24 protein-coding genes are annotated in these 26255 nt (G+C 62.4%); 13 read left to right on the top strand and 11 right to left on the bottom strand.

All coding sequences use genetic code 11. The features are described 5' to 3' along the window. Positions 1–822: an aldo/keto reductase gene (locus KSW38_RS03215; RefSeq protein WP_216922615.1), complete on the bottom strand. Its 822-nt coding sequence runs from the start codon at positions 820–822 to the stop codon at positions 1–3. Positions 823–1055: 233 nt separating this feature from the next. On the opposite strand from KSW38_RS03215, the gene KSW38_RS03210 reads away from it, so the two are divergent. Next, positions 1056–1937 (top strand): helix-turn-helix transcriptional regulator, encoded by an 882-nt coding sequence (locus tag KSW38_RS03210; protein WP_216922614.1) that lies wholly within the window; start codon positions 1056–1058, stop codon positions 1935–1937. A 52-nt stretch (positions 1938–1989) separates the two neighbouring features. Here KSW38_RS03210 and KSW38_RS03205 read toward each other — a convergent pair whose 3' ends face one another. Further along, on the bottom strand, positions 1990–2199 hold the full coding sequence (locus KSW38_RS03205) for a dodecin (protein ID WP_216922612.1): 210 nt from the start codon (positions 2197–2199) through the stop codon (positions 1990–1992). Between the two features lie 108 nt (positions 2200–2307). Then, positions 2308–3114 carry an SDR family oxidoreductase gene (locus KSW38_RS03200; protein ID WP_216922609.1) on the bottom strand — a complete coding sequence of 269 codons (807 nt, stop codon included), beginning with the start codon at positions 3112–3114 and terminating at the stop codon, positions 2308–2310. Between the two features lie 174 nt (positions 3115–3288). On the opposite strand from KSW38_RS03200, the gene KSW38_RS03195 reads away from it, so the two are divergent. Further along, positions 3289–3720 (top strand): universal stress protein, encoded by a 432-nt coding sequence (locus KSW38_RS03195; RefSeq protein WP_216922607.1) that lies wholly within the window; start codon positions 3289–3291, stop codon positions 3718–3720. Positions 3721–3801: 81 nt separating this feature from the next. Here KSW38_RS03195 and KSW38_RS03190 read toward each other — a convergent pair whose 3' ends face one another. Next, entirely contained in the window at positions 3802–4503 is a 702-nt protein-coding gene (locus KSW38_RS03190) for a FadR/GntR family transcriptional regulator (protein ID WP_216922605.1), read from the bottom strand. Positions 4504–4581: 78 nt separating this feature from the next. Then, positions 4582–5385 (bottom strand): alpha/beta fold hydrolase, encoded by an 804-nt coding sequence (locus KSW38_RS03185; protein ID WP_216922603.1) that lies wholly within the window; start codon positions 5383–5385, stop codon positions 4582–4584. Between the two features lie 131 nt (positions 5386–5516). On the opposite strand from KSW38_RS03185, the gene KSW38_RS03180 reads away from it, so the two are divergent. The 5 genes from KSW38_RS03180 (at position 5517) to KSW38_RS03160 (ending at position 10844) form a co-directional block, all read left to right on the top strand. After that, positions 5517–7016 (top strand): four-carbon acid sugar kinase family protein, encoded by a 1500-nt coding sequence (locus KSW38_RS03180; RefSeq protein ID WP_216922601.1) that lies wholly within the window; start codon positions 5517–5519, stop codon positions 7014–7016. Positions 7017–7055: 39 nt separating this feature from the next. Next, positions 7056–7958: an NAD(P)-dependent oxidoreductase gene (locus tag KSW38_RS03175; RefSeq protein ID WP_216922600.1), complete on the top strand. Its 903-nt coding sequence runs from the start codon at positions 7056–7058 to the stop codon at positions 7956–7958. 97 nt (positions 7959–8055) lie between these two features. Next, on the top strand, positions 8056–9525 hold the full coding sequence (locus tag KSW38_RS03170) for a GntP family transporter (RefSeq protein ID WP_216922599.1): 1470 nt from the start codon (positions 8056–8058) through the stop codon (positions 9523–9525). Beyond that, positions 9525–10400, top strand: coding sequence for a class II fructose-bisphosphate aldolase (locus KSW38_RS03165; RefSeq protein ID WP_216922598.1), 876 nt, complete (start codon positions 9525–9527; stop codon positions 10398–10400). Before KSW38_RS03170 ends, KSW38_RS03165 begins: the two co-directional genes overlap by 1 nt. A gap of 51 nt (positions 10401–10451) precedes the next feature. Beyond that, a complete protein-coding gene (locus tag KSW38_RS03160) occupies positions 10452–10844 on the top strand; it encodes a DUF1304 domain-containing protein (protein ID WP_216922597.1) in 393 nt (130 codons plus the stop codon). Positions 10845–11011: 167 nt separating this feature from the next. On the opposite strand, the gene KSW38_RS03155 is transcribed toward KSW38_RS03160, so the two are convergent. Beyond that, positions 11012–12031 (bottom strand): Lrp/AsnC family transcriptional regulator, encoded by a 1020-nt coding sequence (locus KSW38_RS03155; protein WP_216922596.1) that lies wholly within the window; start codon positions 12029–12031, stop codon positions 11012–11014. A gap of 123 nt (positions 12032–12154) precedes the next feature. Between KSW38_RS03155 and KSW38_RS03150 the strand changes: the two genes are divergently transcribed. The 5 genes from KSW38_RS03150 (at position 12155) to KSW38_RS03130 (ending at position 17512) form a co-directional block, all read left to right on the top strand. Continuing rightward, positions 12155–13573: an MFS transporter gene (locus KSW38_RS03150; protein WP_216922595.1), complete on the top strand. Its 1419-nt coding sequence runs from the start codon at positions 12155–12157 to the stop codon at positions 13571–13573. Beyond that, positions 13570–14781 (top strand): M20 family metallopeptidase, encoded by a 1212-nt coding sequence (locus KSW38_RS03145; RefSeq protein WP_216922593.1) that lies wholly within the window; start codon positions 13570–13572, stop codon positions 14779–14781. The genes KSW38_RS03150 and KSW38_RS03145 overlap by 4 nt, the downstream gene beginning before the upstream one ends. 90 nt (positions 14782–14871) lie before the next feature. After that, on the top strand, positions 14872–16287 hold the full coding sequence (locus KSW38_RS03140) for an acyltransferase family protein (protein ID WP_216922591.1): 1416 nt from the start codon (positions 14872–14874) through the stop codon (positions 16285–16287). After that, a complete protein-coding gene (locus KSW38_RS03135; protein ID WP_216922589.1) occupies positions 16284–16640 on the top strand; it encodes a GNAT family N-acetyltransferase in 357 nt (118 codons plus the stop codon). The genes KSW38_RS03140 and KSW38_RS03135 overlap by 4 nt, the downstream gene beginning before the upstream one ends. A gap of 119 nt (positions 16641–16759) precedes the next feature. Beyond that, the gene (locus KSW38_RS03130; RefSeq protein WP_216922587.1) at positions 16760–17512 is read left to right on the top strand and encodes a hypothetical protein; all 753 of its coding nucleotides are present in this window, start codon (positions 16760–16762) and stop codon (positions 17510–17512) included. A gap of 119 nt (positions 17513–17631) precedes the next feature. Here KSW38_RS03130 and KSW38_RS03125 read toward each other — a convergent pair whose 3' ends face one another. From KSW38_RS03125 to KSW38_RS03110, 4 genes are read right to left on the bottom strand one after another with little or no spacing between them, the layout of a single operon-like run. After that, positions 17632–19473, bottom strand: a complete 1842-nt coding sequence (locus KSW38_RS03125) for an IucA/IucC family protein (protein ID WP_216922585.1) — start codon at positions 19471–19473, stop codon at positions 17632–17634. Beyond that, complete coding sequence (locus tag KSW38_RS03120) at positions 19470–20060, bottom strand: GNAT family N-acetyltransferase (RefSeq protein WP_216922583.1); 591 nt, start codon at positions 20058–20060, stop codon at positions 19470–19472. Before KSW38_RS03120 ends, KSW38_RS03125 begins: the two co-directional genes overlap by 4 nt. Then, positions 20057–21400: a lysine N(6)-hydroxylase/L-ornithine N(5)-oxygenase family protein gene (locus tag KSW38_RS03115; protein WP_216922581.1), complete on the bottom strand. Its 1344-nt coding sequence runs from the start codon at positions 21398–21400 to the stop codon at positions 20057–20059. Before KSW38_RS03115 ends, KSW38_RS03120 begins: the two co-directional genes overlap by 4 nt. Further along, positions 21397–22959 carry a pyridoxal phosphate-dependent decarboxylase family protein gene (locus KSW38_RS03110; RefSeq protein ID WP_308169278.1) on the bottom strand — a complete coding sequence of 521 codons (1563 nt, stop codon included), beginning with the start codon at positions 22957–22959 and terminating at the stop codon, positions 21397–21399. Before KSW38_RS03110 ends, KSW38_RS03115 begins: the two co-directional genes overlap by 4 nt. Before the next feature lie 232 nt (positions 22960–23191). On the opposite strand from KSW38_RS03110, the gene KSW38_RS03105 reads away from it, so the two are divergent. After that, positions 23192–23548 (top strand): hypothetical protein, encoded by a 357-nt coding sequence (locus tag KSW38_RS03105; protein ID WP_216922579.1) that lies wholly within the window; start codon positions 23192–23194, stop codon positions 23546–23548. Here the strand turns inward: KSW38_RS03105 and KSW38_RS23695 are convergent. Then, positions 23545–26253, bottom strand: coding sequence for a DUF7507 domain-containing protein (locus KSW38_RS23695; protein WP_216922576.1), 2709 nt, complete (start codon positions 26251–26253; stop codon positions 23545–23547). The two genes, KSW38_RS03105 and KSW38_RS23695, sit on opposite strands and share 4 nt — an antisense overlap. Positions 26254–26255: the final 2 nt, after the last annotated feature.

Below are 26255 nucleotides of genomic sequence, written 5' to 3'. Positions count from 1 at the left end.
TTAGAGCTGGGTAAAAGCCGCGACGCCGGGATCGGAACCTATGCGGGCGCCGGCCTCCAGGGCGGTGACGGCAGCCAGTTCGGATTGGGTGAGGGTGAGATCGGCGGCGCCTAGGTTCTCGCGCATCCTGGCGGAGTCCGCGGATTTTGGGATCACGATGGTTCCCTGCGCGAGGTGCCAGGCCAGGATTACCTGTGCTGGCGTTGTTTCGTGTGCGGCAGCCACCAGGGCCACTACCTCGGCGTTCAGGTCCTTGCCTTGTCCCAATGGGCTGTACGCTTCAACGGCGATGCTGAGGTCACGGCACTTGTTTGCAAGATCGGCCTGCTGGAACGTGGGGTGCAGTTCGATCTGGTTCACGGCCGGCACTACGTCTGCATCGCGCAGCAGCGTGTCCACGTGGTCCGAGAGGAAGTTGGAGATGCCGATGGACCGGATCTGCTTGTCCTGGTAGAGCTTCTCCATCTCCTTCCAAGCCTGGGTGTACAGGCCCTGCGAAGGGACGGGCCAGTGGATCAGGTAGAGGTCAACCACCTCCAGGCCGAGGGCGTCGCGGCTGCGTTGGAAGGCGTCGTACGCCTCACCCTGCTCGCCATTGCGGAGCTTGGTGGTGATGAAAAGGTCTTCCCTGGGAAGGCCTGAGGCTGCGATGGCGGCGCCAACGCCAGCCTCGTTGCGGTAGGCGGCGGCGGTGTCGATGTGTCGGTAGCCTGCCTCCAAGGCGTCTTCCACCACCTTCTGTGTTTCTTCCGGAGGCACCTGGAAAACACCGAATCCGAGCTGGGGAATGGTGACGCCGTTGTTTAGGGTCAGCTCTGGCATGAGGTCTCCTTCGAGGTAGATATTTCCAAGCCAGCCCGTTGGTTCCTGTGGGTGCGGCTGGGGAAGCCGGGTTTCCAGAAAGCGTTTTCGGGAGGCTCTGTACTGAGCCTATTCAGTTTTCGTCGTCGAGTCAGCAATCCAGCCTGATCCTGTTTTTCCTAGGTCTGGCAGTCCTACCCAAATCGGTGGTCCTGCTCTGGTCTTGCCAGCCGCGATAACGGCAGAATGGACGGATGGGTCAAAGCGCCGAGTTCGGAAAATTCCTCAAAGTCATGCGTGCCCGCCTTTCGCCGGAGGACGCCGGGGCCCAGGAGTCCACCGGCTCACGCAGGGTGCCCGGTCTCCGCCGCGAAGAGGTGGCGAGGCTCTCCGGGGTGAGTACCGACTACTACACACGCCTGGAGCAGGGCCGGAACATCCACCCCTCCAAGGCAGTCCTCGACTCTGTTGCCAGGGCGCTGCGCCTGGACGCGGGGGAGCATGCGCACATGTTGGACCTGCTGGAGCATTGCGCCAGTTCAGCCGGCAATCCCGGCCCCGCCCAAAAGGTGCGCCCCGCGTTGCGGCAGCTGCTGGACGCCGTCGGGGATGTTCCCGCGATGGTCCTTGGGCGGCGTGCGGATGTACTGGCCGGAAACCGGATGGCGCATCTGCTGTTCACGGATTTCACAGCACTGCCCGCGGCTGAGCGGAACCTGACCCGCTGGATCATTCTGGATCCTGCGGCCAAGGAGCTGTTCAGGGACTGGAAAACCGTGGCCGCCGAGGCAGTGGGCGCCTTGCGGATGGACGTCGGCAGGCACCCCAACGATCCCCAAACCAACCAGCTCGTAGGCGAACTTGCGGTGCACAGCGAGCATTTCCGTCAATGGTGGGCAGGGCACCGGGTGGCCTCACGCTCTGCCGGCACGGTGAGATTGCACCACACCGTGGTTGGCGACCTTGAACTGAACTTTGAAACGCTAAGCCTCCCGGACGATCCCGACCAACTCCTAAGGGTCCATTCCGCGAAGGTGGGCTCGCCGTCGTCGGACGCCCTGACGCTGCTCAGCAGCTTTGGCGAGGTGGGCGTTCAGGCGCCCCAACCCGAGCCAGCTCGCCGAGACGACAGTTAATGCCAATGTTCTTCTGAAACATTGGCATTAACTGTCATCTCGCGATGGGGGATCAGCGCTCCAAGCGGAAACCGAGCTTGATGGTTACCTGCCAATCGGCAATTGCGCCGTCCTCCAGATGACCGCGGATCTCTTTCACCTCGAACCAGTCCAGGTTACGCAGCGTCTGGGCGGCGGCGGCGATGCCATTCCTGACGGCCGCGTCGACGCCCTCGGAAGAAGTGCCAACAATTTCGGAAACGCTATATGTGTGGTCAGCCATGGTGCTCCTCATCATCGTCCCTGAATCTTTGAAAATGCTGGCCCGCTGGGCAGGCCGTTCCTGCAGACTAGCCCACGGACGTCCGTGCGGGCCAGAGGTCTGGCGGGCTCAGCCTTCGCGCCAGTCATTGCCCGTGATGTGCGATCCTGCGTGCGGTCCCATTTGGAGCATTCCGCCGTCCACGGGCCACGAGGCGCCAGTGACGTAGCTGGAATCCGGGGAGGCCAGGAAGGCGATGACGGCCGCAATTTCCCGTGCGTCGCCGGGGCGTCCCAGCGGTACCCCCGGCCGCTCCTTCTGCCGTGGGTCCTCGTCCGTTTGCCCGGTCATGGGTGTTGCGATCTCACCGGGAGCCACGTTGTTGGCGGTGATCCCGAACTCTGCGAGTTCCAGTGCCATGGTCTTGATGAGCCCGCCAAGGCCGTGCTTGGAGGCATCGTAGGCGGAGGCTCCCACCCGCGGCTGGAACTCGTGCACGCTGGTCACGGCGATGATGCGTCCGCCGCGGCCCGCATTGACCATGCGTTTGGCAGCTGCTTGCATGGCCACGAAAGCGCCGTTGAGGTTGGTGTCCAAGGTGGACATCCAGGTGTCGTAGTCCAGCTCCAGGAACTTGGTGCCATCTCCCGTTCCGGAGTTGTTCACGAACACGTCCACGCCGCCGAGTTCCTCGGCCAGCTTGTCAATGCTGGCAGCGGTTTCGGAGACGTTCGTGGTGTCCAGGTGGTGCACCACTGCTTTGCGGCCCAGCCCGCGGACCTCTTCTGCGGTGTCCTCGGCACCCTGCTGGTCCGTGTGCCAGGTGATGCCGACATCCATGCCTGCCTTGGCCAGCGCAACCGCCGTGGCACGTCCTATCCCTGAGTCAGATCCGGTGACGATGGCGGTTTGAGGGGAAAATGATGCCTCGCTCATGTCCTTGCCTTTCGGTCGCGTGATGGTTCCGATGACTTATCCCTACCCGGACGCGCAGGATCGTAAACACGGAGGCTGGAAGATGCCGGTTCTTCCCGGATCCCGGCGGCGGATGGTGATGGAGTGTAGATTTTTAGCAGCACCACCAGTGAATTCCCACAACCAGGAGTACTCATGTCTGAAGTTATTGTCGTCGGCGTTGACAGCAGCGAAACGGCCAAACGCGCAGCAGTGGCAGCGGCGAAGCTTGCCACAGCCCTTGGCGCCGAGTTGCATGTCATCAGCGGGTTCTCCGATGACCGCATTGAAGAATTTGGCAGCGGCAGCGACAGGATCACGGTTTCTTCGGCCGACTCCGCAGAATACGTGGCCCGCAAGGTCTCTGAGGAGCTTGAGGTCCCCAGTGGCAACGTCAAGTACTTCGCAGCACGCGGTACGCCGGCCAACGCGCTCATCAACTACGCAGAGACCAACAACGCCTCGCTGATCGTGGTGGGAAACAAGCGGATGAAGGGCCTTGGACGTGTCCTTGGCAGCATCGCCAACAGCGTGGCACACGGCGCTCCGTGCGACGTCTACATCGTGAACACGGAGGTGGACGCCTAGCCCTTACCAAGTAGGACAGCACTTGTCGCTCTGAGCATGTGCTGCGACAAGTGCTGTCCCTTGGTTATGGGTCTATAAGGCTTACGCCTCCAGGACGTACGTCTTCAGATCGTCCAATGTTTGCTGCATGTGGGCGTCCATGGCCAGCCGGGCCTCATGCGGATTCCGCGACTCCAGGGCCGCCGCAATTTTCCGGTGATGGCCGATCGCGTGCGCCTGGATGTCAGCGAAAGCTGAAGTCTGCGTCCGCCGTGCTTCGAGTACACGATGCAATGGCTCGAACAGAACAGCCACGAACACGTTGCCCGAGGCGTGGAGGATGACATCGTGGAACGCGAGATCGGCTTCCACGAAGGCGGCCACGTCATTGACCTCGTGTGCCGACTGCATTTTTTCAACGTGCTCTGTCAGGGTGGTCAGCTCGTCGTCGGAAATACGTTCCGCAGCGAGTTCGCAGGCGCCGGTCTCCAGCATCCGGCGTAGCTCAATGAGCTGGACGGCCGCGGCCGCGTCTTTGGTGCCTTCGGAAGCGGCGCGCAGGACGGCCTCCAAGGATGCCCACTGGTTCAGCGGATTGACGAACGTACCGCGGCCACGTTCCACGCTGAGGATTCGCTGCGCCTCGAGGGTCTTCATAGCTTCGCGCACGGTCATGCGGCTCACCTCGTGCCGGGCGCTGAGCTCCAGTTCGCCAGGGACAAGTGTCCCGGGCGGAAACTCGCCCGCGATGATCCGGTCCAGCAGCTCATCAGCAACGACGCCCACCAGCGACTTGCGTGCCATGTATCCCCATTTCCTGTAATTCAGACCGTCCGGCGCCTCATGGTTGTTTTCCTCCAGGCGCGGCGGTTGTCAGACATCTTACGCTGGCGGTGGCCAGCTCGTTTTCCAAAATTCACACAAAGTCCTGGCACATTCTTCCGGCTGCTCCCAATGGACGGTGTGGCCCGCGTCGGGAATTGCCTTCAGCGTGCGCGTCGGGCTTGCCGCCACGAACGCAGCCATCTGCTCGATTGACCGCACGCGGTCGCCCGTTCCAGCGATCACCAGCAACGGCGCCTGAACGCGGCTAGGCACTGAAGGTTCGACGCCGGTCATGGCCGCCCAGGCGCTGGCGGACAGAATCCGAAACGGCGTATCGAATCCTTTGCTGAGCAGCTCCATGTCTTCTGCGGAGAGCTCCCCGTACCAGGCGTTCATGAGCTTCAGCTTGGTAGCGGCGTCGAAAAATCCCTGCTCCAGCTGCGATACCAAGAGGTTCTTGAACGCCTCGTTTTGAGGCGCCGGAACCATTCCTACCAAGGCCAGCGTTGCCACGAGTTCTGGATGCTTTGCCGCCAAGGTCAGTGAGACGCTGCCGCCCATCGAATGTCCCACAAGGTGAACGGGCCCATCTGTGCGGGCGCGGATCGCTGCTCCGACCGACGCGGCGGCGCTTTCCAACGTCCACGTGAAGTCGGCGGGCAGGTCCTGACCCCGGTGATAGCCCGGGAGGTCGAGGATCCAAACTTCGCGCCCGGCGTCGAGCAGTAGTTTCGCGAGCGGCTCCCAGTAGACGGAGCCTGAAGCCCAGCCGTGGATCAGCACAACGGGGACCTGCCCGGCGGGGGAAGGCGAGGAGGTTCGAGCATCCACGAAGGGGAGTGGAAGTGCGGTGCCGGCCATGTCTCCAGCCTAGTGACGTACGGCATCTTGCGCGGTGAAGAGCGCTGTGTCACACTGGCTATGAAATGTTAGATGTCTGACATCTTACATTCATAAATCCGCTACAAAGCTTTCCCACGATGGAGTGCACAGTGACCCTTGAATCCGACGTTCTGGCCGCTTTCCCGGCGGAAGTCCACATTCCTGCCCAGTTGGTTGCGGACGCTGTTGCCGCGTCCTCGGCTGAGGCCCCACGCATCCTGGTTGTCCTTGACGACGACCCCACCGGAACCCAGTCCGTTTCGGATCTCGCCGTCCTCACCCGCTGGGAAGTCGCTGACTTTGCATGGGCTTTCGCCTACATCCGGGAGAACCAAACCAAGCCCGCCGTGTACGTCCTGACCAACACCCGCAGCCTGGATCCTGCCGAGGCTGCAGCGCGTAATGAGGAGATCGTCCGCAACGCACTAGCGGCGGCGGCAGGCTCCGCGGGTCCAAGGCTCCAGCTTGGTTTTGTTAGCCGCAGCGACTCCACCCTGCGTGGCCACTACCCGTTGGAGCCTGATGTCATCGCCGCCACGGTTGCCGCCGAGACCGGTGAAACCACCCACGGCGTAGTAATCGTCCCCGCATTCCCGGACGCTGGCAGGGTAACCATCGGCGGTGTCCACTACATGCGCGGTACCGGGGAAGAAGCCGGCAAGCTCACCCCCGTGGCAAAGACGGAATTCGCCAAGGACGCCAGCTTCGGATTCGCCAACTCCGAGATGGCCAAGTATGTGGAGGAGAAGTCGCAGGGCAGGTTCCCGGCCAGCGAGGTGATCGTCCTGGACCTGAACATTATCCGTGCAGGGGCCTCCGCCCAGGATCCCGCTATTTCCGCCAAAGCAATCGCCGATGCCCTTGAGCCAGCCTCGAACTCGACTCCGATCGTGGCCGATATCGTCACCGAGAACGATCTGCGTGCACTCGCCCTTGGCCTGGAAGAAGCCGAACGCCGCGGCAAGAAACTCCTTTACCGCGTAGGCCCCCCGTTCGTCCGCGGCCGGATCGGTCAGGAAATCCGCACAGCACTGACCTCCGAAGAGTCGTACGCGGGCAACACTCCCTCCACATCCGGTGGCCTGATCGTGGTCGGCTCCCACGTCGGTGTGACCACCCGGCAGCTCACCGCCCTTACGGCCGCACACAGCTCCGCGCGCATTATCGAGATCGATGTTGAGAAGCTGCTGGTTCCCCAAGCTGACGGTTATATCGCCACGGTGGTGTCCGACGTCGTCGAGGCCCTCCACCAAGGCGACGTGATCGTCCACACCAGCCGCCTGCTCATCAAGACCGACGACGCCGCAGCGAGCCTGAAGATCGCCCGCACGGTCTCGGCCGCCGTCGTCAATGTCGTGAACCGGACGCTGAAAACATTCCCGCCGCGGTTCGTCATCGCCAAGGGTGGCATCACGTCCTCGGATGTCGCGGCGCACGGACTGGAAATCCGCCACGCGATCGTCCGCGGACCGATGCTGCCGGGCATCGTCTCGCTATGGGAACCGGTGGATGGCCCCGCGAAAGGGATCCCGTACATCGTGTTCGCCGGCAATGTGGGCGATGACCAGTCCCTCGCCCAGGTCACCCGCAAACTCAGCGCCACTTTCTAGCAGACTCCACACCCAACCCCGCATTCAATGGAGAACACCATGACCAGCAGCAACTACACCGTCACCGTTCTGGGCCTCGGCGCCATGGGCCTGCCCATGGCCACGCGCCTCGCGTCAGAGTTGACGGTCCACGGTTTTGACATCGCCGAGCCCCGTTTGGAGCTCGCTGCCGCAGCCGGTATCAAGACTTTCGCATCTGCCCGTGAAGCCTCGCAGGATGCCGACGCGCTGCTCCTGGCCGTTCGCAATGGGGAGCAGCTCAACGAGGTCCTGTTCGGTGAGAACGGCGTTGCCTCGGTTCTGAAGCCGGGCGCCGTTGTCATCCTCGGCAGCACAGTTGGGACCGAGGCCATTCCGGCCACGGTCGAAAAGCTGGCCGGGTACGGCGTCGCGCTGGTGGATGCTCCGCTGTCAGGCGGACCTAAGCGCGCGGGTGAAGGCGACCTGCTCATTGTTGTTGGAGCCGAACCGAAGGCCCTTGAAAAGGCCCGTCCTGCCCTGGAGCTGTTGGCTTCCACCCTGAGCATTGTTGGCGACAAGCCCGGCGATGGCCAGGCGCTCAAGACCGTCAACCAGCTTTTGTGCGGTGTGCATATCGCCGCTGCGGCCGAGGCGATGGCCTTGGCTGATGCCCTGGGCCTGGATCAGGCGAAGACCCTCGCCGCCCTCGAAGCCGGTGCCGCAGGCTCCTTCATGCTCTCCAACCGGGGCCCGCGCATCCTGGAGGCCTATACCGAGGACGGGGCCGAGGTCCTCAGCCGCCTCGACATCTTCGTCAAGGACATGGGCATCGTCGGCAAAGCCACCCGCGCTGCCGGCCTTGCCGCGCCCGTTGCAGCTGCTGCAGAACAGCTTTACCTTCTCGGCCAGGCCCAGGGCCTCGCCGCAGCCGACGACTCCGCCGTCATCAAGGTTGTAGCGCCCACAAAGCGCACCGCCTAACCCACCAAAAACCCGCGACGGCGGCGGTCCCCCCTTCGTCGTCGTCGCCACCTCCCGCCAGTCTTTTAGACTGGTTTGTCAAAGGAGACACCCCCCAATGAATCCCCTCATCAACTCCTTGGTGGTCCGGGCTGCCGATGCCCCCGCCATCAAACCGGCAGTGGAACTGGGAACACCCCTGTTGCTGACTATTGCTGCTGCGGGCATTGCCTTGCTGCTGGTACTGATCATCCGTTTCAAGATCCAGGCCTTCGTTGCCCTGTTGGCTGTCAGCATCCTGGTAGGTGTAGCGGCTCAGATTCCGCTCAAGGACATCTTCACCGTGGTGGCCAACGGCGTTGGCAGCACCATGGGCAAGGTTGCTTTGTTGATTGCCCTCGGTGCCATTCTTGGCCGCATGATCGAGGTATCCGGCGGCGTGCAGTCGTTGGCTACACACTTCACCGAGAAGCTTGGAGCGAAGCGCGTTGCCATCGCTTTGACGGCCGTGGGCTTCCTCGTGGCGATTCCGGTGTTCTTCGAGGTGGGCGTCATCGTCCTCGTCCCGATTGTCTACGCCTTCGCCAAGATCGCGAACGTTCACCCGATCAAGTTCGGCCTGCCCATGGCCGGCATCATGCTGTCCATCCACGTGGCTGTGCCGCCGCACCCGGGAATCGTTGCGGGCGCCGGTGTCTTTGGCGCCGATATTGGGCTCATCACCCTTATCTCGCTGATCATCTGCGTGCCGCTCGGCTTCCTGTCCTACTGGGTTGCCAGCATCATGAACCGCAAAAACTACGAGCTGCTCCCTGGCGTCAAGGCGCAGGTGGACGAGTTCGGTTCTGCGGACTCGCTCGTGCACGTTGGCCACGAGGGCCCCGGCGCCCGCGCCATCGCCCCTCCCCGTCCGGGCCTGATCATGTTCCTGATCGCTGCTCCGATCGTCCAGATCCTGGTGGGCACCCTGGGAACGCTGACCATTTCCAAGGACAACTACTGGTACGGCGTGGCCGCGTTCATCGGCAACCCGTTCTTCGCGCTCCTCGTGGCGGTAGCCCTCTCCTTCTTCCTGCTGGCGGTCCGCCGCAACTGGTCACTCAAGGAAACCGGTGAGATCTTCGAAGGCGCCCTTCCTCCCATTGCGTCCATCCTCATGGTTGTCGCAGCGGGCGGCGTGTTCGGTGAAGTCCTCCGCACCTCCGGCATCGGAGCCGCCCTTTCCCACACCCTGGACAGCCTGGGCTTGCCGGTGATCGTGCTCGGCTTCATCATCTCCCTGGCACTCCGGGCGGCCCAGGGTTCGGCCACCGTTGCCATTGTCACGACGACGGGCCTGCTCACCTCCGCAGTGATGGAAGGCGGCTACACGCCGGCCCAGATCGCCGTGATCGTGATCGCCATCGGATTCGGCGCGTTGGGGTTGTCCCACGTAACGGACGCAGGCTTCTGGACCGTGATTCGGTACTACGGGCTCACTGTCACCGATGGTCTCAAGACCTGGACCGTCCTCACCACCATCCTCGGCCTGGCTGGCTTCGCGCTGACGTACGTCGCCTGGATCCTGGTGGGAGGTTTGGCCCACTAATGCGCGCCAAACTCGATGGGCTCGTCTCCACCGCCCTCGCCCACGGCTCCGCTGTTCCGGCTTTCACCTGCTACGACTTCACCACTGCGCTGGCCGTTGTTTCGGCGGCGGAGGAAGCCCGGCTGGGTTTGATCCTGCTGGTAGCGCCCAAGACGGCATCAACGCCCAACGGGCTCCGGCTCATCGCAGCTCTTCGTGGCTTGGCCGACGACGCCAGCGTTCCGGTATCCGTCCAGCTGGATCACGCCTCGGACCTGCAGGTCATCAAGGATTCCGTGGCCGCCGGGGCTGATGCTGTGCTGGCCGACGGGTCGTCGTTGTCCTACGAGGACAACATCGCCTTGGTCCGCGAAGTCCGAGCCGCATTGGATGCCCAGGGTGAGTTCGACGTCGTGATCGAAGCAGAACTTGGCGGCCTCGCTGGCGACGAGGACAAGGCCTTCGGTACTGAAGATCCAGCGCCCGACGCCGGGACTTCCGTCGCCGGACTGACTGACCCTGAGCAGGTGGCTGACTTCGTGTGCCGCGCCGGTGCGCAACTCCTGGCGATCGCCGTGGGTAACGTCCACGGAAAGTACAAGGGTGAGCCCAACATCCGCTGGGACGTACTCCAGGAAGTTGCTGCGCGGACGGACGTCCCTCTGGTGCTGCACGGCGCCTCAGGAATCCCGGCTGACCAACTCGCAAAAGCTCCTTCCCTGCAGGTTGGCAAGGTGAACTTCAACACGGAGCTGCGCACCGGAATCCTGGCCACCCTCGAAGCGGAGACCGCCGCGCACCGGGCCGATGGTGAGAACCTCCAAGGCCTGCTGGCCCGATGGAATGGTTCCGCGTGGTCCTTCGCCGGGGCGACGCTGGCGATGCTCAGTGACTGACACAACCCCGCCCTCACAGGCTTCGTAACACGGGGAGGCTAGGATCAGACCATGATCCTGGCCTCCCTGATTTTTGCCCTGCTTGCGGCGTTGCTCCACGTGTACATCTTCACGATGGAGTCCATCACGTGGACCAAGCCAGCCACATGGAAGCGGTTCAGCGTCACATCGCAGGCTGACGCCGAAACCACCAAGCCGCTCGCCTACAACCAGGGCTTCTACAATCTGTTCCTGGCCATTGGTGCGCTGATAGGCATCATCGCAGTGGCCATGGGTGCACCCCAGGTTGGCTGGACCCTCGTATTCAGCTGCTGCGGTTCCATGCTCCTTGCGGCGCTGGTGCTCGCAGCGAGTGGCAAAAAGTACCTCCGCCCTGCGGTTCTCCAGGGGACAACGCCGCTGCTCGCCGTCGTGCTAGGCGTGCTGGCGTTGGCGCTGGGCTAGAGCCAGCGGCGCCGACGCGCCTTAGTGCTCCGGCGGGCCGCTCTGTGCCGCGGTTTGGTCCATCCACACAACTTCCCAGTGGTGGCCCTCGAGGTCGCGGAACGCCCTGCTGTACATGAAACCGAGGTCATTCCGTCCAGAGCACAATAGGCCGCTGTGGATAACGTTCAGGAAGGTTCCCTCCAGAGAGGAAGGGGCACCACGCTGCGGCTGCAACCTGCTTGGTCAAGGACATGGCCGAGCCGCTTGTATGTCCGGACTACCGCCTGCCTGGAGATGACTGCACTTCCCGGAGCCCGCTGGGCCAGTTCGCGTTCGTAGGCTTGGACTTCCAGATAGTCACGGACCCACAGGGTGACCAGCAGATTCTGTGCGCCAAGGACTTGGGCACTAAGCCGGCAGTTGGGCAAGGCGGCGAAGAAGCGTCCGACGCCGTCAACGTACTCGGCTGGAACGTTCAGGACAAGCGTCACTTCCCGCAGCCCCTGTTGCGTGGAGGTGGACGAATCGCACCTCAGCGTGATGTAACCGGTCGCAAGGAACCGTTCAACCCGCCGTCGTGCTGTTTGAGGAGAGACCCGGCAGGCGGCACCCAATTCGGCCCAACTTGCCCTGCCATCCTTGGCCAACTCTTCCAATAACGCAGCATCGAGCCTGTCCGGGGCGTAGCCGGGATGCTCGGGCAGGGGCTCCGCTGTCACGAGTCTGGCGCGTGCCGGTTCCAGTGTGCCGCTGCGCCACTCCGAGGCCTGTCGATACAGCTTGGTGACGAAGACGACCTCACGGTGCGTGACGCCGGGCAGCTTGGGAAAGGCGCCGGTGACGATATCCATCAGCTCTTCATGGCTTGATGCAAAGCAGTCCATGAAGAGGTCGTGTCCGCCCGTCACCAAGGAAACGGTGCCGAACGCAGGCTCAGCGCACAGCCGTTCGATCAGGGCCTCGCTCTCGCTGGGCAGGGATGACAGATGGATGAACGCAGACCACCCGGCGCTGAGATAGCGCTGGCCAGGTGCGGGCGTGATCCAAGCCTGGCCCTGGCTGGCGAGGACGTTCCATCGCCTGGCAACGGTGGGCGCGGACAGGCCAAGAGCGTCGGCAATCCGGCTCCACTCGGCCCGTGGATTGATCTGGAGTGCATTCACAATTTCGAGGTCAATCTCGGAAATCATGGCTGATTCGTTCATTTTTGCCCACCTGATGTGTATTTCAAACAATCTGAAGCTCAGTTTAGGTGACAGCCATATCGTCGTGACTCGCATCACTAATCGGCAGGACGGCCCAACGGCCCCAAGAGCACAAGGAAGCACATGGCAAGCAAGACAGCACCAGCGGCGGCGTCAGGAACCACTCGCCGGGCCATTGCGGGAATGATTCTCGCGATGGCATTGATTGAATCATTGAGCGGAGTCACGCAGGGGTACCTGAACCCCATCCTTCCCGCGCTCGGACCCGTCTTCGACATTGACGACCCCACCATCAACGGCATCTTCCTGATCTCCAACGTGAGCTTTGCAGTCCTCACTCCGATCATTTCAAGGCTCGGAGACAGTTACGGGTACAGGCTGGTGCTGCGCTGGTCCACAGGAGTGGTGACGCTGGGCGTGCTTCAGATGGCGTTGTGGCCCTCGCTGTGGACCGTGACGATTGGCGTGGTCATGCTGACCTGCGTGGTGGGCTTTATCCCCCTCATGATGGGCATCCTGCGTGTCAGCAGCCCTGGACACACGCGCACTGGCGTGAGCGTCATGATCGGGATGCTCATGATCATGGTGGGAGCAGGCGGACTCTTCGCCGGAATCGCCGGGGTCACCAATCCGACGCTCGGTTTCTGGGTAGCGGTGCCTTTCGCGGTGGTCGCCTTCATTTCTTCCTTCTTACTGCCCGACGCCGGTGTGCCCACACGTGAGGGCATCGCCCTTGCGCCGTTGCTAGCTTGCTCGCTCGGGCTGATTGGTTTCGTTGTGGCGCTCTCCATGGCGCCTGAATGGGGTTGGCTGGATGCCCGGACTTTGATTGCTGGCCTGCTGGGCGTATCCCTACTGGCCTATTGGGCGAGGCGTGATTTCAGCGCAACGCAGCGTAGACGCTTCATGGACCTGCGGATGCTGGCCATTCCCCGGATCCGCTCCATCTCAGTGGCTACATTCTTCTTCGGTTTCGCCTCCATCAGCTACTTCGGCACAAATGGGATATTCCTGCATTCCAATCCGGACAAGACGGGTTATGGGTTTGGCCTGAGCCCCCTGATGATCGCCATTGTCCTGGCCTTGGCTTCCGTACTCTCACTGGTTTCCTCGCTGTTGACGGCGCGGGTCCTGCGCCGATTCGGCGAACGCGCCACCTTGGTATTCGCTGGGCTGCTGCTCGCAGGCGGATTCCTGGTGATGATCCTGGCCCACGGGACTTTGTCCGGTTACTGCGTGGGCTTCGCCATGTTCAACCTGAGCCTGGGGATGTACCAGGCGGGGACACGGTCGCTGTCCGTGGAAGGTGTTCCCCTGCAAGAAACGTCGACGGCGGCGGGGCTGAATGAGCTTGCGTTGTCCGTTGGGATCGCCGTGGGTGCGGCCGTGGTGAAGCTGCTGTCCTCAGCCTCCGTTGAGTCCGGCCGCATCACCGAGGCCGGGCTCCTGTCCATCTGGGGAGCTCTGGCTGTGGCCGCACTGATCGCGGCTGCCGCAAGCGCCCGCTACCCCAAGCGCGAGAACGCCGAGGTGTCCGTATGATCGCCACTGGCCTTAACAGCATGAGCCGCGGGGCCGCCGTCGTACGCGTATCCCAACGCGACATCGAAGCCGCGCTGAAGACCGCCACCGAGCGGTGGAAGCCGGACCTGCTGGACCTCAGCCACGCCATCCACGCGGACCCGGAGCTCGGCGGCCAGGAGTTTCGCGCCGCCAAGCGCATCAGGCGGCTGCTCCATACGGCTGGCTTCCGCTTCGCTGATCGCCAGCCACTGCAGGCCACCGCGTTGAGTGCGAGCTACGGAAGCGGCGACCTGGTGGTGGCTCTCTGCGTTGAGTATGACGCCCTGCCGGACATCGGCCACGCCTGCGGGCATAACGTCAATGCTGCCAGCGCCGTGGGGGCGGCGCTGGCGCTTGCGGCAGTGGCCGACGAACTCGGCATCACTGTCAAGGTGCTCGGAACTCCGGCGGAGGAGACCACCGGCGGCAAAGCGGACCTGATCGCAGAAGGCTTTTTCGAGGATGTCTCGCTGGCAATGATGGCGCACGCCGCGGCAAAGGACGTAGTAGGAGGTTCGTCGTTGGCGATGTCCATGTGGGACGTATTGTTCGAGGGCAGGCCGGCACACGCCGCTGCTGCCCCGATGGAAGGAGTAAACGCCCTGGACGCCCTTGTGGTGGCGCAGACCGCGATTGCGCTTGCCAGGCAACAGCTCCCTGTCGGATCGATCATCTCGCTGATCGTCACCGAAGGGGGAAGTGCCGTCAACGTCATCCCGGAGCGTGCACGGGCGAGCGTTGAGATGCGGGCTCCGAGCATCGAGAAGCTGCGAATCATCCAGGACAAGGTCCGGCGCTGCCTCGAAGCAGGCGCCCACGCCAGCGGTTGCACCCTGGATGTCACGCCAACCGGCAATGACTACGCCGAACTCCGACAAGACCCGTTCCTGTCGGATGCCTACCGGGCAGCCATGACGGCCATCGGACGGGACGTTGTCTTCAATGCCGAGCCAGTGGCCTCAACGGACATGGGCAACGTCTCCCAACTGGTGCCAAGCATCCACCCGATGGTTGGCTACGACGTTCGTGGCGCCGCCCATCACACAGCCGAGTTCGCGGCCTTTGGCGCTTCGGCGGGCGCTGACCAAGCAATCATTGACGGATCGTTTGGCCTGGCCGCCGCCGCGTGCGCTGCGGCTTTGGATCCTGCCGAACGGAGGCGGTTACTGGGCAAGACACGCCAATAGCAGCTGCCAGCGCCAGCCCTGCTGGTCCGCACGGCACCCGGGGCGGACAATGGAGTCAGCACGCAGGCGCGTGTAGTCGTAGGGAGTGACATGCAGCGGGCAAAGCCGGTTCATCCTCCCGCCAGCCGGAGCACGGCTGTGCCGGGAGCTTTGAATGCGCAGCCGGAACCGGCTGTGCAGGGCGTTTCGGCTGTGCGGCGTGATCCAGCAATCGACCTTGTCCGATTCATCTGCCTGCTCCTGGTGGTCGCGGCCCACTGCATGATGGTCAGTCCCGTTCTTCACAGGGACGGGAAAGTCACCACGCAAAACACGCTCATGGAGCAAAGCTGGTTCACGCCGGTGGTTTGGGTGCTCATGATCGTCCCGTTGTTCTTCGTCCTGGGCGGCGTCACAGGATTGCAGTCGTGGCGACGCCTGAAAGAGCGCGGCGGCAGCGGCTTCGACTTCGCCCAGTTGCGACTTCTGCGCCTGGTCCGTCCGGCCATGGCCCTGCTCGCCATCATGTGGGCGGGGCTCTGGCTGGCCCTGCTCAGCGGCGTAGATCCACAAGTGATCCAGTTGATGACTACCGGTGCCGCGATGCCCCTCTGGTTCCTGGCCGCGTACCTCACAGCACAGGTCAGCATCCCGCTCATGGCCAGGCTTCACCAACGTGCTCCGCTGCCAACGTTGGGCGTCCTCGTGGCGCTGATCATTACCGTGGACTCCCTCCGCGGCGCTGTCCCGGTTCTTGCCTTCGTCAACATGGTGTTTGTCTGGTGCGCAGTCCAGCAGCTGGGCTTCCTCATGGCCGACGGCTTTTTTGAGCATCGCAGCAGAACCTGGCTGGTAGGGGCGATCATAGTCAGCAACCTGCTGCTGGGGCTGGTGACCGGCGTGGGCGTATATCCGGGCAACATGGTGGTGAACATCAACCCACCCAACCTTTGCCTGCTTCTGCTTGCTATCTCACAGAGTGCCACGCTCCAACTTCTGGGCAAAGGCATACGCTGGATCGCCTCTGTCCGCTGGGTCCAGACGATTATCGCGGTGGCGGGCCGCCGGTCCATGACCATTTACCTCTGGCATCTTCCTCTCCTTGTGGGCATGTCCGGACTCCTCTTGCTCACCGACTTCCCCAAACCGACCGACGGCACAGCGGAATGGTGGTGGGCACGCATCCCCGTCTTCTTCGCCGTCGTAGCCCTGCTCGTGCCGGTCGTGCTGCTCCTTGGCCGCCTTGAAAACCGTCCGACGGCGGCCAGCCACGCGCGTGGTCCCTCGCGCACCGCTGTGACGACCGCCGCCGTCGTGGTCCTTATCCCCGTCGCGGATGCCGCGCTAAATGGCCTGATGCTGGCGCTCCTGGGCGGGGGAGCTGCATGCTTTGCGCTCGCCGTCCTGCTGCTTGGCAGGGTCCCGACGCCGGTGCTGCCGCAGTCCGGGCGGGACGGGACGCCAAGCCGCGGGGGAAAAAGGCCCACATTGCCAGCGCAGGGTTTACGTGCCAATCTCGAATCATGACCGAGCACACTGAATCATTGGCAGACTCGTTCCGAGCTGGCGTCACCACAGTTCGAAACGACAAATTCCATCGCTATGAACTCCGCGTAGACGGGGAGTTGGCGGTGATTTCCCAATTCATCGATAGGCCCGGTCACATCGATTTCACCCACACCGAGACAAGGTCGCAGTTCAAAGGCCAGGGGCTGGCCAAGGTGCTGGCGCATTTTGCCTTGGACGATGTGGTGGCATCCGGCAAGCGCATCATTCCGCATTGCCCTTACATCGCGGCATACCTGCAGAAGCATGAGGGCTACGGGCAGGACGTTGACTGGCCCGCCGAGAAACCCGTGGGCGAACCGGACAACGAGTAGGGTTTCACGCCATCCCGGAACACTTATCTCAGCGTCCTTAGTGCGAGCAAGGCTTCCCACTTGTCCATTATTTGGACGAAATTGCGTCATGACTGGGCGCTCAATGGCACTCATTGGACATGAAAGATCAACGCGCTCATCTGAAAATCGAAAGCAGGTCCTTACAGCTACGTGGGCGCTGGCGACAACGTAGTGAGCAGGCCGGATGGCTGTTTCCGGGTGACTGGCTGGTTCCAGAAGTCGAGGACATGCTCAAGGCCCAAGCGGAGGGCGGTGAGCTGCAAATGTCCGCCAAGAACCTGGGGGCGTCCCGCGCCTATCACGGCGTTGGAGTCCGCGAAACAATGCAGGATCTCAGTGCCTTTTTCGAAGCGGCAGGCGTACCTGCTGATGATGGCTCTATGCGGGATCTCGTCGAGGGATGGGCGCAGGAAAACGAACGTGTTGAGCCGTTCTCCTGCACCGACGTCTATACAGGGCTAGCAACTATGGCGCACTTTGAACGGCTCATCCATGAGATGTCGCTCCGCCCCAGCGCCCGGGGTAGAAGCCACACGATAGCGAGCCTTCACCTGGGATGGTCTGAAGGCGGCAAGCTGCTTAGCTGGGAAACGTTGGCCGAAATGGGACAGATATGCCGAGGGGAACTCGCGGCAGTGGAAGCCACTGCGGCCTATCATCGCGGAAGTATTCATACCATGCTGACCCGCAAGCGGGAGAGCTACGAGGCGTTGTTTCGCTGTCTGCAACTCATCGACGGGCTACACCAGGGCGTTGGACGGCGAACGCTCGTGGAATTTTTGGATTTTCCCACCTCGCCAGCAGAGTGCGATCGGGTCATCAGTGGCCTCCGATTTTCGCAACACGATTAAGCAGCAACTCGTACTACTTAGGCGTGGCAGCTGCCTGGGGTCGGATCAGGCAGCCAGTCACGAGGGGGCGCCACCGGATGAAGTAACTTTTCCCGGCGGCGCCTCCGCCATTTTTCCGCTTAAGCGAACTTTGCCAGGGGGTTGGTCAGCCGTCCGGCCATCTGCAAACCACCGGACGGATCCGAGATATCGAGCATCTGTTGGTTGTTCCGCAATTGCAGCCGGTTGAGGCAGGACAATTCGAAGTCCGGAGCGAAGAGGTCGTGCATCGCGAACTGATCGGCGAGTTCGGGGTGCCGTGCCTGGTACTCCCGCAGCACCGATGCGGCAGTCCCCCAGAACTCGTCCTCGCGCACCGTCCCGTCCTCAACGAGGATCGCGGAGAGGAAGCGGAAGATGCAGTCGAAGACGTCCGTAAAGATCGCCAACACCATCTCATCCACCGGTATCTCTGCCTTGACCCGGGAAACCTCCTCGGGCAGCTCCAGCCTGTCCCCCATCACCACGATTTCCTCCGCCAGGTCCTTCATGATGGCGCGGACGGGAACGCCGTCTTCGAGGATCAGGATGACGTTTTCGCCGTGGGGCATGAACGCGAGCTCGTATTCGTAGAGGCAGTGCACCAGCGGCACGAGGTACGCCTCGAAGTAGCGGCGCAGCCATCGCATTGGAGCCAGGCCGGAGCGCGCAATCAGTGAAGAAACCATGGAGGTGCCGGAGGCATCGACGTGCAGCAGCGATGCCATGGTTGCCAGCTGCTGGCCGTCCTCAAGCAAAGGCAGGGGACTTTCCCTCCACAGGGCAGACAGCATTTTCCTGTACGGCGAACCCTTGGCCGAAGCAGCCTCGTAGTAGTGGTTGTGATAGCCGATAGCCGCAGTTTCACGGATCATGGCCAGGCCCCGGTTCTGGAGCTCCTGGTCGTTGTCGATCAGTTCTTGCAGCCAGTCGTTGATGGCCGGTGTTGCCTTCATGTATTGCGGCGACAGCCCCCGCATGAAGCCCATGTTCAACACGGACATCGCCGTCTTCACATAGGCCTTCTCCGGCGAGGTGGTGTTGAAGAACGTCCGGATGGACTGCTGGGCCTGATAGGCGTCTTCACCTGTGCCCAGGTTCACGATATGACGCTGGGCGATTTCTGCCGCGAACGTCACCGTGAGCTTGTTATCCCACTGCCACGGATGTACCGGCATGAGCAGGTAGTCCTCAGGATCAAGGCCTGAAGCGGACAGTTCCGCGTTGAACCATGCCAGAGTTGCCGGTCCCAGCTCGGCCTCGAAGTGCGTCCTGTAATCCAAAGCTGCGCTGGAGGTAAAGACGGCCTTGCTGCGATGCACAGCGATCCACTGAAGCTTCACCACGGCACCTGTTTCCGGCGCGAATGCGTGGTAGTCCGCGATCCCGAAACCCAACCGTCCGTTGTTGGCAACGAAGCACGGGTGACCCTCGGTCATGCTGTGCTCTATGGCCTGGAAGTCGGCAGCCCGATCAGCCCCGCCGGTGATGCCTGCAGCCAACTGGGCTGAGCTGAACGGCTTGCCCTGCTTGTAGGCGTGGCTGGCCAGTGTGCTGCTGATTTCCTCAAGGTAGACCGGCAGCATCTCCTCGCGAATGGCCAGTGCCTCGTGGAACTCGGTGATGAAGTCCAAGGCATCCAGCGGCAGCTCCGCACCATCGCGGATTCGAGCAATGGATTCCGGGAAGACGGACCAGTGTTCAAGCACCAAGAGGCGCGCACGGAAGCGGTACTCAACGGTGGCGTCGTCGCTGACAACCTTGTACAGTCCGACGCCGGCGCCCTTCTCCCGGATCAGCTCCGGCACCAGGATCCGCTCGTGCGAGAACTCGGCAATGGCTTTCCGTATCAAGTGCCTGTTGGCAACGGCCCAGCGCTCCGGGGTCAAGTGGGATACAGGTTCGGCTGCCTCGTGGAGGGCGGCTTCGGCAGTAGTGGTCACAGGAAATCTCCTCTGATCGCCGCGGCAGGCGCGGCCAGAATCGGGGTCAGGGTGGCGAAGAAGTCCTCGCGGGTGCAGAAGCTCAGCAGGCCTTGCTTGTGGTCTTCGGAGGGGTCGACGGCGGGAAGAGTCACCACGCCGTGCGGACGGAAGCCCACCTTCTGGTTCAGCACGTGGATCTTGTGGTTTCGTGCGTCAGGCTCGACGACGACCCGTTGGGTTGCAGGGTCAGCGAATAGTTCCGTCATCACCGACTGCATGACGGCCGTGGTGTAGCCGGGCTGCGGGTTGCCGGAAGGCGGGGACACCAGGAGGTGCATTCCAACATCGCCGGCTTGGACCTCGTAAACGTCCGCCAACGGCGATGACCCGGGACGGTACCGCTCCATCAGGAAGGCGGGGACGCCGTCGTCGAGCCCCAGGAATGCCTGATGGTGTCCGGAGGCTGCGATGCCTGAGTACTCCTCCACAACGTCCTGCTCGGTGGCCGACACCATCCCCCAGAACCGTGCATACTCCCGAGTTACCCAGCTGTGGAGGATAGGTGCGTCCGCTTTGGGGTCGACTGGCCGGAATGTGAAGCTCATACAGCGGCCCCCACGGTGTTCGGAGCTGTTGAAGCAACTGCGGCTGGCGCGCCGAACTGCTGGAACGCGATGCTGCGCTCGATCGGATAGACCTCGTGTCCGGTGATTTCGCGCAGGATGCAGGAGTTGCGGTAGGCGGCCATGCCGAGGTCCGGCGTGACGAAACCGTGGGTGTGAAGCTCTGCGTTCTGGACGAAGATTTCGCCAGGTTCCACACCCGTCCCGTAATTGCGTTCGACGTCGAAGCGGCCCTGGGCGTCGCGGCGGATCCGGTCCTGGATGCCGGCCAGGAAGGCGGGCTCCTTGTAGGAGTAGCCGGTGGCGAGAACCACGGCTTCGGACTCCAGGCTGTAATCGCGTCCATGCTCTTCATGGTGCAACTGGAGCGTGTGGATCCCGGTGGCCGCATCCCATTCAGCAGCAGTCAGCGATGAGTGCGTGTGGAGCTGGGTATCCACCATGCCGGAAAGACTCTTGGTGTACAGGAGATCGTAGATGTCATCGATCAAATCCGAGTTGATGCCCTTGTACAGGTTCTTCTGGCTCTTGATGAGGGAATCGCGCTGCTCCCCCGGCAGCGAGTAGAAGTAGTCCACGTACTCGGGCGAAGTCATCTCCAGTGTCAGCTTGGTGTACTCCAAGGGGAAGAAGCGTCCGGAACGCGTCACCCAGTTGAGCTGGTAGCCGTACACGTCGACTTCCTGAAGAAGTTCGTAGTACAGCTCCGCGGCGCTCTGCCCGCTGCCCACAATGGTGATGCTGCGCTTGGACTGTAGCTCACTCTTCCTCGACAGGTAGTCGGCGTTGTGGAGGACAAGTCCGCCGCTCTCCACGATCCCTGCACAGGAGGCCGGAACGTGCGGCGAGGTGCCGGTTCCCAGAACCAGCTTGCGGGCGTGAAGCACCGCAGCGCCATCCGGACCCTGCACCGAAAGGCGGTACACGCCGTAGTCGTACGCCACATCCAGCACATCTGTGCTAAAACGGACCGACTCCAGTTGGCCGGCCACCCACTGGCAGTACTGGTTGTATTCGGCGCGCAGCGGGTAGAAGTTTTCCCGGATGTAGAAGCGGTACAACCGTCCGGTCTGCTTGAGGAAGTTCAGGAACGAATACGGCGACGTCGGATCGGCCAGAGTGACAAGGTCCGCCATGAATGGCACCTGCAGGTGCGCGGGCTCCAGCATCATGCCGGGGTGCCAGTCGAAGGACTCGCGACGGTCAAGGAAGACGCAGTCCAGGTCTTCCACGGGCGCGCTCAGCGCGGCCAGGCCTAGGTTGAAGGGCCCGACGCCGATTCCCGCCACGTCGTAGATCCTGGTGTTGCCTGGGGTGCTCATGCGGCGGCCTCCGTGGTGGTCGCGAGCAGGCTGGCGCCCGTCCGTCGGATAAGTTCGATGATTTCCTGAATATCCCTCAGGGAGGCCTCGGCATTGAGGAGGGTGAATTTGAGGTAGTGGCGGCCAGTCACCTTGGTGCCGGCAACCACGGCTTCGCCTGAAGCAAAGATCGCTGCGCGGATGGCCGGGTTGAGGACGTCGGCGGCGTCCTCATCGAGGGCCACTCCCGCCACTTGTGGCCGATAGCGGAAGACCAGAGTGCTCAGCTGGGGCTCGGCGGCGAGTTCAAATTCCGCATCGTCTGCCAGCACCGCCCCCACGCGGCCCGTCAGGTCGATCGCTTCGTCGAACAGTGCACCAACCGCGTCGGCGCCCATGATGCGCAGAGTGAGCCAAAGCTTGAGAGCGTCGAAGCGGCGGGTGGTCTGGATGCTCTTGTCCACCTGGTTGGGAATTTCAGCTTTCGCGGCGCTCTCCGGGTTCAGGTAGTCCGCGTAGTAGGTGACGTGGCGCATCATGTCGCCGTTGCGGACCAGGACTGCGCTGGAGCTGACGGGCTGGAAGAAGGTCTTATGGAAGTCGATGGTGACGGAGTCGGCCAGATGGATCCCGTTCAGGAGGTGGCGGTAACGGCCAGAGACGATGAGGCCTCCGCCGTATGCTGCGTCGACGTGCAGCCAGGAATCATAGGCCCGCACCAAGGCCGCCAGCTCGGAGAGAGGATCCACCGAGCCGAAGTCGGTGGTCCCGGCGGTGGCCACGACCGCCATTGGTACCAGGCCGGCGTCGTGCACTTCCGCCAGGGCAGCCGCAAGTGCGGTGGGATCCATGCGGTGATCAGCAGCGGTGGGCACGGCGATGACGGCATCGAAGCCGAGTCCGAGCATGGAAGCGGACTTCTGGATACTGAAGTGGCTGTCTACGGACGTGAAAATCCGGAGGCGGTCCAGGAGGTGCGGCAGGCGCGCGTCGCCATTCGTGGCACGGAGCTTGGCCACGGCGTGGTTGCGGGCTATCAGCAGCGCCTGGAAGTTGGACTGGCTCCCACCCGAAGTGAAGACACCGTCGGCTTCTTCCATGAAGCCGATGCGTTCCGCAGTCCAATCGATGAGGCGGCGTTCAATCATGGTGGCACCGGCGCTCTGGTCCCACGTGTCCATAGAGGAATTCACGGCCGAGAGCACGGCTTCACCAACCAGGGCGGGAATGACCACCGGGCAGTTCAGGTGTGCCGCGTAACGGGCATCGTGGAAGTAGATCGCGTCCTTGAGGTAGAGCCCGTCCAGCTCCTCAAGGGCTGCAGCCGTATCCGGCAACGGACGTTCGAGATCGACGGCACCAACGCGGGCCTTCAATTCTGCGTGCGCGACGCCGGTGAACGGCTGGGCGGTTCTCTGGACTTTGGTGGAGACCGCGTTGACTCCCTGAAGAACCTGCGCCACATAGCTGGGCGAATTTCGTGCGTTGAACAGCTGGTTTGTGGCAGCGAGGGCCAGTTCCACCTTGGAGCCAAAGTCCTGCTCCTGAGCAATCCGCTCTTCGACACTTGGTGACGTCACGTCAGCTTCCTTCCATCATTGGGCGCTAGTTAGCAAAGGCAAGCCTTACTTAGGCTTGCCTTTTCGTCAAACTTTTGTGACCTATTTCCCCTGAGGAGCGTATTCTCGCCGTTTTTCGAGAAGAGGAAGCGTCATTGACTTTTATTCGAAGCTGACGCCGTGGAAAATACCCCGGGCCTTAGCAGGGGGCTGTAGAGTCAACGGCACAGAAAACTCTACGGTTGGGGGACCAGTGGCTGACGAGACACACGAACGGATCGGTTTCCGCGAGATCGATGAACACGGGAATGCGGTGCGGGCAGTGAATCCGCATGCCCCTGAAGACCCTGAACGGGGACGGAGGCGAGTACTCGTGAACCCGTTCGTCGTGGCCCTCTGGGTGCTGGACGCTGGGTTGGTGTGGTTTTGCTTCTGGGCGTTCGACGCCGTAGCGGCAATGGCCAGTCCCACGGCGCAAAGTCCCTCGGCCCAAGTGAATTTCATGGTCCTGCAGTCCGTGCCTTACGTCCTTCCAGGCACCATTCTGGTCACAGCCGCCCTGCTGTTCTGGCACGCCTTCCAGTGGCAGAAGAAGCGGGCCACGACCTAGGCCTGCCGCTGACTCCGGACACCTTTGCGGCGTCCCATCAGGAACAGGACGAGGCCGGAAAGGATGATGACAGCAACCGGCAGGATGGAAAACGCGGCTCCCGTGTTGGCCAATGCTCCGGCTGACGAATTTGTAGCGGTTACGGACTTGCTGGGCTGATCGGGAGCTGGCCGATTCGGAACGGACCGCGAGGAGGCCTCTTGTCCAGATTGCGGCGCTATCCGCAGGAATGCCTCTTCCGCCTCCTTCTGCCCTGTCCGCGGGAATGCCACTGCGGTTGTGGCAGGATGCGTTTTTACCAGCCCACCTGCCGATGACGCCCCCCGGGCTGTTGCCGCGTTAGTGATGTTGCCGGCTTTGACGTCCCACCACGTGAGTTCGTAGCTTGCCGAAGCCGTCACACTTTCACCGGGCAGCAGCTCACCCGGGACGCCGGGCCACACGTAGACCAGTGGTCCGAGTCCCGGCGCGGGGTCCTCAATGGCGACGTCCTTGAGGGCGGCGTTTCCGGCGTTCTTCGCAGTGAAGTGATAGGTGATGACCTCGCCCACCTGAGCAGGATCGCCCACTGCAGAAGCGTCTGCAGTGGGCGAGAACTCAAGACGCGCATCCGGCGACAACGGCGTATCCGTAGCCACCGGCAACGATGCCACCAGGCGCCCCATTCCCGGACTGCCAGCGAGCGTAGCGGAGTTGGCCACATGGCCGGCGTCGAGGTCTGCTCGGGTGACTGTGTACGCCGCAGTCGCGGTTAGCGCTTGACCCGGGAGTAGCTGGCCGGCGATTCCGGGCCACGAATATGCCAACTCGGGGAGCCCGGTAAGCGTGTTGTTGATGACCACATCCGTCAGTGGCACGTTTCCACTGTTCGTTGCCCTAAAGCTGTAGCGAATCACATCCCCTACCTGCGCTGGCGAGTGGACGGCGGAAGCATCAGCGCTGTGAGTAAACCCGAGGCCGGGAAGGGGCGCAGCGGTGCCAGTCAAAATGCACTTGATGTCTGCGCCAGCGACGGGTGTAAGCGCAAACGGCCGGTCAACCGCTGCTCCTACCGGCAAATTCGGCTGCAGGCCAGCGGCGTCCGTACAGGTGATGTTCCGGTGGTAATTGGACGGGATGCCGCCCGATTCCGTGAGGTAGTAGGTAGTGCCTGCGTCGGCAGTAGTCTGACCTGTGTCACCAGTTCCCGCAGCGATGGCTGCCACAGATCCTGCGGTAGTGGAGTGATTAATGGCGTTTACCACGGGACCGGTAGGAGACCCCGCACGGATCTCCATAGTGAATTGGTCGGAGACCGCAGCGCGGGCCGTGGTCAGCGCCTTGCCCAGCGTAATCCGGTGTGCCCGGACCACAAGGGAAGCCGCTGCAGGAGGGTTCAAGTTGGTTGCAATGTCCGTGGATGCGCTGGAATACGTGCCCTCGGCCGAAACTGTCACATCCACCACGATGGTGCACGAGGCCTGGCCCCGACGGAGGTCGCCGCCGGAAATCGAAAGAGTTCCGCTGCCGGCATCTGCCGAGCGAAGGAAGGGGCCGGTTCCGAGAACCTGAGCGCATGTTCCCCCGATGTTCGGATCCCGGGCGATCCTCAGTCCGGAGGGAAGCACCTGGTTGATGTACCAGTCATGCTTCGCGTTGAGCTCACTGGTATTAGTGACGGTGAGGGTGAGGGTGGAAATCCCGTCGGGGCCCACCACCGCGGGCGTGAAGGATTGCTTCAATCCTGGAGTGACGTCAACCAGGCGCACGTCGTCAAAGGCGCCATCGTTCCCGTTGGTTGCGCCGTTGTTGTTCCACATTTCCAAGCCCAAGGAATTGCCGGTGGCTTGGATTGCCGTGTTTGACGTCATCGAGTTGATGTTGACGGTCCTGGTGACGGCTCCCGGGGTTCCGCCGACGTCGCTGGTGACTTGTTGCTGGAATGAGTCCACGTTGGGGTCGTCCGAGGTTCGGCACCCGTTGAGTGGGTTCCCGATGGGAGTGACCGACCCGGCGGCGTCAACCGTTGCGAACTGATACGACGGATCGCCCGAGGCCACGCCGCAATTCATGTACGCCGTGTTGACGCCGAAGGTGTAATAGTGGCCTGCAGTAACAGGGATCGGCTCTGCCGTCTTGAACATCACTCCATCAGTGGGCCCTGAAGGGATGAAATCACACGCCGATCCGCTGGAACTGGTGGACGGGCACTCAGTGTAGGAGCTGTTCACGTGATTCGTGCTGGCGGACCCTGGCGTGAACTGCTGACCCATGGCCAAGGCCAGCATGCGCATGTACTGATAGCTGCGAATATCCGGGAGCTCGGCACATCTGTTGTTTTTGCCTTCTGCCGCAGTTCCGGACTGCGCCCATGTGGGGGTATTCGAATTCCGGTAGCTCAGGATGACGCCATTGCACCTGGCGGCGTCGATCCAACCTGGGGAACCTGTGTACGTCTGACCACCCTTGCCAACGTATTGCTTTGACCCGGGAGCGGAGTAAGACTGCGCGCCAAGGGCGGAGTTGGGGCTGCCGTGCTCGAAATTCTCCGAGAACACCACAGTGCCAGGCTGGGTAGCGTCGGGCGTCCAGGATGTTGAAGGCGTAGGTGGCATTGACGGCGTTGTTGCCTGCGCAGGAGAAAGCTGAAGGCCGCCCAGCGCCGAGGCAGCGGTAAGGGTGGACAGAAGTATCACGAAAGTTCTGGCCAGGAGAGAATTCTTCACGG

This window comes from Paenarthrobacter aromaticivorans (assembly GCF_019038615.1).
Taxonomy (GTDB): Bacteria; Actinomycetota; Actinomycetes; order Actinomycetales; family Micrococcaceae; genus Arthrobacter; species Arthrobacter aromaticivorans.
This window is presented reverse-complemented; position numbering and strand designations above follow the sequence as displayed.

Bases quoted from the DNA above. Each gene is read 5' to 3' on its own strand.
- KSW38_RS03135 (WP_216922589.1), top strand. From the start codon at position 16,284: ATGACCGAGCACACTGAATCATTGGCAGACTCGTTCCGAGCTGGCGTC.
- KSW38_RS03140 (WP_216922591.1), top strand. From the start codon at position 14,872: ATGCAGCGGGCAAAGCCGGTTCATCCTCCCGCCAGCCGGAGCACGGCT.
- KSW38_RS03160 (WP_216922597.1), top strand. From the start codon at position 10,452: ATGATCCTGGCCTCCCTGATTTTTGCCCTGCTTGCGGCGTTGCTCCAC.
- KSW38_RS03200 (WP_216922609.1), bottom strand. From the start codon at position 3,114: ATGAGCGAGGCATCATTTTCCCCTCAAACCGCCATCGTCACCGGATCT.
- KSW38_RS03155 (WP_216922596.1), bottom strand. From the start codon at position 12,031: ATGAACGAATCAGCCATGATTTCCGAGATTGACCTCGAAATTGTGAAT.
- KSW38_RS03175 (WP_216922600.1), top strand. From the start codon at position 7,056: ATGACCAGCAGCAACTACACCGTCACCGTTCTGGGCCTCGGCGCCATG.
- KSW38_RS03165 (WP_216922598.1), top strand. From the start codon at position 9,525: ATGCGCGCCAAACTCGATGGGCTCGTCTCCACCGCCCTCGCCCACGGC.
- KSW38_RS03215 (WP_216922615.1), bottom strand. From the start codon at position 822: ATGCCAGAGCTGACCCTAAACAACGGCGTCACCATTCCCCAGCTCGGA.
- KSW38_RS03205 (WP_216922612.1), bottom strand. From the start codon at position 2,199: ATGGCTGACCACACATATAGCGTTTCCGAAATTGTTGGCACTTCTTCC.
- KSW38_RS03210 (WP_216922614.1), top strand. From the start codon at position 1,056: ATGGGTCAAAGCGCCGAGTTCGGAAAATTCCTCAAAGTCATGCGTGCC.
- KSW38_RS03145 (WP_216922593.1), top strand. From the start codon at position 13,570: ATGATCGCCACTGGCCTTAACAGCATGAGCCGCGGGGCCGCCGTCGTA.
- KSW38_RS03130 (WP_216922587.1), top strand. From the start codon at position 16,760: ATGAAAGATCAACGCGCTCATCTGAAAATCGAAAGCAGGTCCTTACAG.
- KSW38_RS03195 (WP_216922607.1), top strand. From the start codon at position 3,289: ATGTCTGAAGTTATTGTCGTCGGCGTTGACAGCAGCGAAACGGCCAAA.
- KSW38_RS03170 (WP_216922599.1), top strand. From the start codon at position 8,056: ATGAATCCCCTCATCAACTCCTTGGTGGTCCGGGCTGCCGATGCCCCC.
- KSW38_RS03190 (WP_216922605.1), bottom strand. From the start codon at position 4,503: ATGGCACGCAAGTCGCTGGTGGGCGTCGTTGCTGATGAGCTGCTGGAC.
- KSW38_RS03115 (WP_216922581.1), bottom strand. From the start codon at position 21,400: ATGAGCACCCCAGGCAACACCAGGATCTACGACGTGGCGGGAATCGGC.
- KSW38_RS03150 (WP_216922595.1), top strand. From the start codon at position 12,155: ATGGCAAGCAAGACAGCACCAGCGGCGGCGTCAGGAACCACTCGCCGG.
- KSW38_RS03185 (WP_216922603.1), bottom strand. From the start codon at position 5,385: ATGGCCGGCACCGCACTTCCACTCCCCTTCGTGGATGCTCGAACCTCC.
- KSW38_RS03120 (WP_216922583.1), bottom strand. From the start codon at position 20,060: ATGAGCTTCACATTCCGGCCAGTCGACCCCAAAGCGGACGCACCTATC.